The organism is Thermogutta sp., from assembly GCF_039793925.1.
In the GTDB taxonomy this organism is placed as follows: Bacteria; Planctomycetota; Planctomycetia; order Pirellulales; family Thermoguttaceae; genus Thermogutta.
The window spans coordinates 1-1,805 of the sequence record NZ_JBAMME010000016.1 but is presented as its reverse complement, the minus strand read 5'-3'; the positions used below and the strand labels follow the sequence as shown (position 1 = coordinate 1,805).

The window sequence follows — 1,805 nt, the reverse complement described above, 5'->3', positions numbered from 1 at the left end:
ACAACGATCCGGTGGTGTTTGCCGGGCGGCTCAAGCGGGCCCTGGAGGCCGAAGCACGGCGGTGGGAAAAGGTCGCTGAAGAGCATAAGGCCGAGCTCTCGGTGGTGGAGAAGGAGTTGGGCGCGGCGCCCCAGTGCGACCCCGAGTTGTGGTTCCGCATCGTTCGGCAGCCCGATGTCGTGAGGGCGGAAGCCGAGATGGCGGTGGCCCAGGCCCTAGCCAACCTGCGCCAATTGGAAACCAGGCAGGAGTTGGCAGCCAAACAAGCGGAACAGATTGCTCAGGCCAAAAGGGCGCTCGCCGAGCTGGAAGGCGGTGATCTAGTCTCTCCGGACAAAATCGACGTTGAAATCTCCGAACTGGATGAGAAGATTCGCAAGCTGGAACAGGCCTTGGCCGCGGCCAGGGAGCGTCGGACGCAGCTTGTGAGGCGTCGCGAACAGGCGTCAGCGCTTCAACAACAGATCGCGGAGTTGCGGCGGATCGTCTCGCAGGAGGTGAGCATCGTCGATGATGCCGAGATCGCGAAGGCACGTGATGCACTCGAGGCGGCACGGCGGGCTCACGCACAGGTGACAGATCTCATCCACAAGGCGTACCTGGATAAGCGGATCGAAGAGTTGCGGAAACGGGCCAGTGAAGCAGAAGGAAGAGCGGCCGTGTTCCGCGATGCCGCCCACGCAACGGACGATGTGCTTTCATCACTTGTGGCACGTGTCACGAGAAAACTGCGTGTGGACGGTGGCCGACTGGTGTGTGACACCGACCGCGGGACGGAGCCATTCGGGGAGCTTTCTCCCGGAGAACGCTGGCGAATTGCCCTGGAGATCGCGGTGGAACAGCTTGGCAAGGGTGGCATCGTCACCGTTCCCCAGGAGGCATGGGAGGCCCTTGATCCCGTGAACCGGAGCGAGATCGCGGCGATCGCGAGGCAGGTTGGCGTGGTGATCCTCACGGCGGAAGCAGATGAACACGACGACATTCACGTGGAGGTGGTGTGATGAGCAAGAACAGCGAACAGCAGTACGAAATCATCGGCATTTGCGAGAAATGTCAGAACGAGGTCTGGGGAAGGAAGCTCGCCGACGGCGACCTGGTGATTGAACCCTGTGCGTGCTGCCTGGACGAGGCTTTCAACCAGGGACACGAGGCGGGGTACGCCGACCACATGGAATTAGAATACAGGCGGTGGTTGGACAGGCGACTCCGGCTCTAACGAAAAGGAGAGGCGGCATGTACTCGATCATGGCTGTGTGCTCGGTCCCTGGCGTGATCCGAAACTGCTCTTGCCTGGCTTGCCGTGAATGGCACGCCCGGCGGGCGATCACCAAGGCGATCGAGCGGTTAGAGTCTCTGGCTGGGGAGTACCAGGTCACCGGCGACGACGTGCAACAGGTTGCAGAGTATCTCCGGTCGGCGTTGGAATTCATTGACAATCTCAGGCAACAGCACGAGGCACAAGGAGGCAAGGATGCTGATTCTGAATCGCAAGAGTGATGAACGGATTGTGTTTCTGCTCAGCGACGGCCGCCAGATCACCATTCTGGTGACCTCCGTGCGGGGAAAGAATGTGAAAGTCGGCATTGAGGCCCCGAAGGATGTTCTCATCCTGCGGGAGGAACTGCAAAAGAGGAGACCGCAATGCGAAGCTATTTCTCTGTCGAATGGGCACAAGACGGACGGAGAAAAATAGCCGTCGGGAACGCGCAGTTTGAGTTTGCTCTCTTTCTCGATGAAGAGAAACTGCGTGACCCTCACGCCCGGGAAACCGTCACAGCGTGGGCCCTTGGTCTATTCAGTTGTCC

General features: G+C 59.9%; 4 protein-coding genes. All 4 read left to right on the top strand.

Features of this window, described 5'->3' with window-relative positions:
• Window positions 1-1,001, top strand: a 1,001-nt coding sequence (locus tag ABJK56_RS00750) for a hypothetical protein (protein WP_347242757.1), incomplete at its 5' end; no start/stop codon positions are given.
• The gene (locus ABJK56_RS00745; protein ID WP_347242756.1) at window positions 1,001-1,216 is read left to right on the top strand and encodes a hypothetical protein; all 216 of its coding nucleotides are present in this window, start codon (window positions 1,001-1,003) and stop codon (window positions 1,214-1,216) included. The genes ABJK56_RS00750 and ABJK56_RS00745, both read left to right, overlap by 1 nt.
• Window positions 1,217-1,233: 17 nt before the next feature.
• A complete protein-coding gene (locus ABJK56_RS00740) occupies window positions 1,234-1,497 on the top strand; it encodes a hypothetical protein (protein ID WP_347242755.1) in 264 nt (87 codons plus the stop codon).
• On the top strand, window positions 1,472-1,693 hold the full coding sequence (locus tag ABJK56_RS00735; protein WP_347242754.1) for a carbon storage regulator: 222 nt from the start codon (window positions 1,472-1,474) through the stop codon (window positions 1,691-1,693). Before ABJK56_RS00740 ends, ABJK56_RS00735 begins: the two co-directional genes overlap by 26 nt.
• The last annotated feature ends 112 nt before the right edge of the window (window positions 1,694-1,805 follow it).

Coding starts and splice junctions, on each gene's coding strand:
- ABJK56_RS00745 (WP_347242756.1), top strand. CDS start 1,001: ATGAGCAAGAACAGCGAACAGCAGTACGAAATCATCGGCATTTGCGAG.
- ABJK56_RS00740 (WP_347242755.1), top strand. CDS start 1,234: ATGTACTCGATCATGGCTGTGTGCTCGGTCCCTGGCGTGATCCGAAAC.
- ABJK56_RS00735 (WP_347242754.1), top strand. CDS start 1,472: ATGCTGATTCTGAATCGCAAGAGTGATGAACGGATTGTGTTTCTGCTC.